We start from the raw sequence: 5,906 nt of genomic DNA, 5'->3' as shown, positions 1-5,906 counted from the left end.
AGATACAATAGAAGGTCAAATATGGGGACAATCTTCGATGTGTTAATGAAAAAGATGGTGAAATTTGAATAAATATCAATAAAATCAATAGATAACAAGGGTGCTCTAAGCGCCTATACCTATAAGTATTTTTGTAAATTGGTTTTTTCAATTACTATAGGTAGTTCTTTATTTGGAAAAATTATTTACATCTATATAAATGAATAACAACGATTCCAATCCTGGTAATAACAACAATAAAAGTCTATTTTCTAAGCTAATACGCAATCTTACTTTTTGGGTATTGATTGCGATAATTGTTGGAGTTTTGTTAGGTCATTACTTTCCTGCAACGGGTGTGCAAATGGAAATTATTGGCAAAACATTCGTCGATCTAATTAAGTTATTCATAGCGCCAATCATTTTTCTGACGATTGTTTTAGGCATTTCGGGGATGGGCGATTTAAAGAAAGTTGGACGAATTGGAGCCAAAGCTTTACTGTATTTCGAAATAGTTTCTACTTTGGCGCTTGCCATAGGCATTGCAGTTGCCTATTTTTTCGAACCGGGAAAAATTGATAAAACGGGCTTGCCTATTCAAGATGCCAGCAAATATACTCAAGGTGCATCGGAGGATTTTTCGTGGATGCAATTCTTTTTTTCTAACCTAACTTTGCAGGTTTTATTAGTGGCAATAATTGTGGGTGTCGCACTCAATTTTTTCAAGCACCGAGAAAAAACGATTGTAGTTTTAGAGCGATTTTCGAAAGTAGTTTTTTTAGGTTTGAAATACGTAATGTACTTAGCTCCAATTGGCGCTTTTGGCGGAATGGCCTATACCATCGGGAAATTTGGTTTGGCAACACTTGTCCCATTGGGGAAATTAATGATCTCCGTTTATGCGACTATGTTTTTGTTTGTTTTCATAGTTCTAGGTGGGATTCTTCGTTACTACAACATAAAACTGATGGATTTATTGAAATACATCAGAGAGGAATTACTATTAGTTTTAGGGACTTCTTCTTCCTAGTCGGCTTTACCATCAATTATGCTAAAGCTAGAAAAAATGGGCTGTAGCAAATCGGTAGTCGGACTGGTTATTCCCACTGGCTATTCCTTTAATTTAGATGGAACTTCAATTTATTTGTCGATGTCGGTTATTTTCTTGGCGCAACTATATGATGTGCATCTTAGCTTTTTTGAAATTTTGGTTATTATTGGATTATTGATGATTACCTCCAAAGGTGCCGCGGGAGTAACAGGGAGTGGATTTATTGTTTTGGCTTCTACTTTAACTGCCATTCACAAAATTCCAGTCGAAGGTTTGGCTTTTTTGCTGGGTGTTGATAAATTTATGAGCGAAGCAAGAGCAATCACAAACCTTATCGGAAACACCGTGGCTACAATCGTAATTGCCAAAAGCGAAAATGATTTTGCGGATCCTATGTTAGATACTACGTTGGAAGAATTTTAGATTTATTCCGCTACAATTCATCAAATTCGATAATTTCGATACTGTCAATTTTTTCTAATTCAAAGAAACTAAAAATCGATCCACCATAACTTTTCTTGAATGAAAAGTGAATCAAATGGTCAAGTTTGGTGTATTTAGAATGTTCGATAATCATCATACCGTCTCCGTGCAAAATATCTTTCTCGAAAACCATCAAAACCACTTTTTCAAAGGTTTTTTGATCTAGTCCATAAGGTGGGTCTGCAAAAATGATGTCGTACGTAGCCTTGTTCCTTTCTAAAAAAGTGAACACATCGCTTTTGGTAGCTGCAATGTTGAAGTCATATTCGGCTGCGACTTGTTTGATGAATTTCACACAACCAAAATCAGCATCGACAGAAGTTATTGGTGTGCTGCCACGAGACGCAAATTCGAAACTTATATTCCCAGTGCCTGAGAATAAATCCAATATTTTCAAACCCTCGAAACTGAAATGATTGTTCAAAACATTGAATAATGCTTCCTTACTCATATCGGTTGTGGGGCGAACGGGAAGTCCTTTGGGTGGAAAAATACGTCTTCCTTTATATTTACCTGAAATGATTCTCACGATTGGAATAGTATAAAATGTTTCCGATTTTGGGCAGTTGAAAAGGGATTGTTTTTTTGCAAATTCGATACGTCAAACAAAGACACATTTCGAATGTATTTATAAGCTAATTGATAAAAATCGTCTTCTTCGGCAATCGTTCCCAATAGTTCCAATTTGAAATTCTCGGGATTCATATTCAATTGTTCGGCAGTGAAAAGCAAATAGTACAGAAAATCTTCCGGCGTTTGATAATCAAAAGAATTAAACAACAATAAATTTTGGTTTTGAACGACTATAATTTCAAAATGCCCCGGATTAAAATTGACAATCATTTTTTTATCGTCATTATTTCTGGAAACTTCTAAAAGTTTGTTGACTAAAATACTATTGGCGTGTTTGTAATTGAAGGAACCAAATTGGTCAATAAAAAAATTATTGATATTCACATACGGTATGTAAACTGCGTTCATTTGGTAATTTGGTATTTCATCGAAAGCAAAAAAATCAGTTTCGAAAACTTTGGTATTGTATTGCAAATAGCTTCCCAAGAAGTTCTCATCGAAAAGTGGTTCCGGTACAAATGTCGAAAGATTGTTGTTGTGAATGACCAATATCTCGTCATAAGAATCCTTTAATTCAGGGTGTTCTCTTAAAGCATGCCCGAACAATTCTTCGATTTTTGTAGCTTTGTGAAAGGTGTCAAAATGGATTTCCTTTACAGAAAGCACCTTGTGATGTAATGTATCAAAAACACAAAATGAAAGTCCGGTTAAGGAAACCTGAAGCGAGAGTTTTTTGTATTTTTTATCGGTAATGGTAGTAGTAATGGACATAGTTGCAAACTTAATCAATTTCAATGGCAATAACAAAAATCAATTACAATATCAAAAATCAAAAATCAATTTCAAAAATCAATTTCAAGAATCAGTTTCAACAATTGAAAATTGCCATTGCCATTGCCATTGATATTGAAATTCTTTCCTTACTTTGCATCAAAATACCTTTAAATGGATTCCTCCTTGTTTTATAGCCTTTTACAGAAAAAATTCCCTTTTAAACCAACCTATAAACAGGATATATTTTTCCAAAAAATCTCTATTTTCTTGACCGAAAAAGATAACAACACGATTTTTGTCTTGAAAGGATATGCCGGAACGGGAAAAACCACTGTGATTTCGACCATAGTCAATAATTTACTCGAAATCAATAAAAAATATGTTTTGCTTGCGCCAACGGGTCGTGCCGCCAAAGTAATTGCTAATTATTCTAACAAACCTGCTTTCACGATTCATAAGAAAATTTATTTTCCCAAGAAATCTTCGGGTGGTGGCGTTTCGTTTACGTTGCAACAAAACAAACATACCAACACGATTTTTATTGTTGATGAAGCTTCGATGATTTCAGACACGAATTCTGATTCTAAAATGTATGAAAACGGATCTTTGCTAGACGATTTGATTTCGTATGTGTATTCAGGAACCAATTGCAAAATGATTCTTTTGGGAGATACCGCCCAATTGCCACCAGTGAATTTGGATATTAGTCCTGCTTTGGACATTCGAACTTTGTGGATGAATTACAATAAAGAAGTCGAACACATCGAATTGGACGAGGTAATGCGTCAGGAAGAAAACTCGGGAATTTTATACAATGCCACCGAACTTCGTGAACTATTAAAAGATTCCTTTATCGATGAATTCAAATTTGACATCAAGAAATTCAAGGATATTGTCCGTTTGACGGATGGTTATGACATTCAGGACGCCATCAATTCGGCTTACAGCAATTACAGTATCGAGGACACGGCTTTTATCGTTCGCTCGAATAAACGAGCCAATCAATACAATGAGCAAATTCGTTCGAAGATATTAGACAAAGAAAACGAACTGTCAACAGGAGATTTTTTGATGGTCGTGAAAAATAATTATTTCTGGTTGAAAGATTCTGATGAAGCGGGTTTTATTGCCAATGGTGATATCATCGAAGTGTTGGAAATTTTTAAAATCCAAGAATTATACAGTTTCAAATTTGCCAAAGTAAAAATAAGAATGGTCGATTATCCCAATCAAAAACCATTTGAAACGATCCTTTTATTAGACACCATAAAAAGTGAATCGCCTTCCTTAACTTACGAAGAATCCAACCGATTGTATCAGGAAGTTTTGAAAGATTACGAAGGCGAAACGAAGTTCAAGCAATTCCAGAAAGTAAAAGCCAACGAATATTTCAACGGCCTCCAAGTCAAGTTTTCCTATGCGATTACCTGCCACAAATCGCAGGGAGGGCAGTGGAATACTGTTTTTATAGAGCAACCGTATTTGCCTGATGGCATCAACAGAGATTACATTCGCTGGTTGTACACGGCGATGACAAGAGCCAAAAATAAATTATATTTGATAGGATTTAAAGACGATAGTTTTGTGGATTGATATAAAAATTCAACCACAAATTACACAAATTTCCGCAAATTTAATTTGTGCGAATTTGTGTAATTTGTGGTTAAAAAAAATAAAAATCGCAGTGGTAAAAAAGTAACAACTATGAACACTCTAAACGACCTACATAAAATTTCAAGCACTTTTTCAAACACTGAAAAGATGCCGGTTTTGTTTCTGGGACACGGAAGCCCGATGAATGCCATCGAGGAAAATCAGTTTGTGACCGGTTTTCGAGACTTGGCCAAAACATTACCACAACCTAACGCCATTTTATGTATTTCGGCGCATTGGTTTACAAATGGAACCAAGGTCACCGCAATGGAAATACCTAGAACGATTCACGATTTTGGAGGTTTCCCACAAGCCTTATTCGAGGTGCAATATCCTGCGAAAGGAAGCCCAGAATTAGCTATTGAAACCAAGGAATTACTAAAACCAATCGACGTGGAACTCGACGAACATTGGGGTTTGGATCACGGAGCTTGGAGCGTAATTAAACACTTGTATCCTGAAACGAATGTTCCTGTGATTCAGTTAAGTATTGATTACACCAAATCACCGCAATACCATTTTGAAGTGGCCAAGAAATTAACCGATTTGCGCCGAAAAGGAATTCTGATTATTGGCAGTGGCAATATCGTTCATAACTTGAGATTGGTCGATTTTCCTAATTTTGACAAAGACAATTACGGTTACGATTGGGCAATTGAAGCCAGAGAAACGGTAAACAATTATCTATTAGACGGCAATTTCCAACCGCTGATTGATTACGAAAAACAAAGCAAGGCTTTACAAATAGCGATTCCCACTCCAGACCATTATTTGCCCTTGATATATACTTTAGGTCTAAAAGACAAAACCGAGGAACTGACTTTGTTTAATGACAAATTAGTGGCGGGTTCTTTAAGTATGACTTCGGTGAAGATTATGTAGGAGGGTTTTGTGGGAAAAGATTATATTTGAAGTTAAAATAATTTAAATTAATTATTAGGGTTCTAAAAGCTATGAATAATATTAATTTAATGAGTAATTAAAAAATGAAAAAAATATTTTATTTGCTATTTCTAATTTCATTTAAAATGACCTATTGTCAAAATCTGAAACCGAATGATATAGAGATTAGCATTTTAAAAATCGATGAGCTAATGCAACAAAACAAATTGAAGTTAATTGATATTAATGATATGAAAACTTGCGGTGGAAACTTAATCGGATATTATTTTAATAACAAATTAGTACTTTTAGTTTCTCAAAACGGGGGAGAAACAGGAACAATAATTAATAAATATTATGTTAATAATGGAAATATAATTAAATTGGTATAGGCGTTTAGGCCGCCCAAAAACGAAAATAGTATTACCTTTGTCAAATGAGTACAAGGGAGAAATTTATAGGTGTGAATTCAATAACATTTAACAAGCGATTTAAGGAAGATGCAGACTGT

At 34.8% G+C, this 5,906-nt stretch carries 6 protein-coding genes and 1 pseudogene; 5 read left to right on the top strand and 2 right to left on the bottom strand.

What is annotated here, in order from left to right:
- Nucleotides 1-199 precede the first annotated feature (199 nt).
- Nucleotides 200-1,453, top strand: a pseudogene (locus tag ACIQ1E_RS13490) (cation:dicarboxylate symporter family transporter).
- Between the two features lie 10 nt (nt 1,454-1,463).
- On the opposite strand, the gene ACIQ1E_RS13485 reads toward ACIQ1E_RS13490, so the two are convergent.
- Nucleotides 1,464-2,042: an RsmD family RNA methyltransferase gene (locus ACIQ1E_RS13485; protein ID WP_396171831.1), complete on the bottom strand. Its 579-nt coding sequence runs from the start codon at nt 2,040-2,042 to the stop codon at nt 1,464-1,466.
- Nucleotides 2,039-2,857 carry a DUF3822 family protein gene (locus ACIQ1E_RS13480; RefSeq protein ID WP_396171830.1) on the bottom strand — a complete coding sequence of 273 codons (819 nt, stop codon included), beginning with the start codon at nt 2,855-2,857 and terminating at the stop codon, nt 2,039-2,041. Before ACIQ1E_RS13480 ends, ACIQ1E_RS13485 begins: the two co-directional genes overlap by 4 nt.
- 23 nt (nt 2,858-2,880) lie before the next feature.
- Here ACIQ1E_RS13480 and ACIQ1E_RS13475 point away from each other — a divergent pair, with 23 nt between their 5' ends.
- The 4 genes from ACIQ1E_RS13475 to ACIQ1E_RS13460 all read left to right on the top strand — a co-directional run bounded on the left by ACIQ1E_RS13475 (nt 2,881) and on the right by ACIQ1E_RS13460 (nt 5,787).
- Complete coding sequence (locus ACIQ1E_RS13475; RefSeq protein WP_396171829.1) at nt 2,881-3,054, top strand: hypothetical protein; 174 nt, start codon at nt 2,881-2,883, stop codon at nt 3,052-3,054.
- Complete coding sequence (locus tag ACIQ1E_RS13470) at nt 3,032-4,453, top strand: ATP-dependent RecD-like DNA helicase (RefSeq protein ID WP_396171828.1); 1,422 nt, start codon at nt 3,032-3,034, stop codon at nt 4,451-4,453. Before ACIQ1E_RS13475 ends, ACIQ1E_RS13470 begins: the two co-directional genes overlap by 23 nt.
- Nucleotides 4,454-4,564: 111 nt before the next feature.
- The gene (gene ygiD, locus ACIQ1E_RS13465; protein WP_396171827.1) at nt 4,565-5,395 is read left to right on the top strand and encodes a 4,5-DOPA dioxygenase extradiol; all 831 of its coding nucleotides are present in this window, start codon (nt 4,565-4,567) and stop codon (nt 5,393-5,395) included.
- Between the two features lie 104 nt (nt 5,396-5,499).
- A complete protein-coding gene (locus ACIQ1E_RS13460; protein WP_396171826.1) occupies nt 5,500-5,787 on the top strand; it encodes a hypothetical protein in 288 nt (95 codons plus the stop codon).
- The last annotated feature ends 119 nt before the right edge of the window (nt 5,788-5,906 follow it).

This window comes from Flavobacterium sp. (assembly GCF_044348915.1).
GTDB lineage: Bacteria > Bacteroidota > Bacteroidia > Flavobacteriales > Flavobacteriaceae > Flavobacterium.
This window is presented reverse-complemented; position numbering and strand designations above follow the sequence as displayed.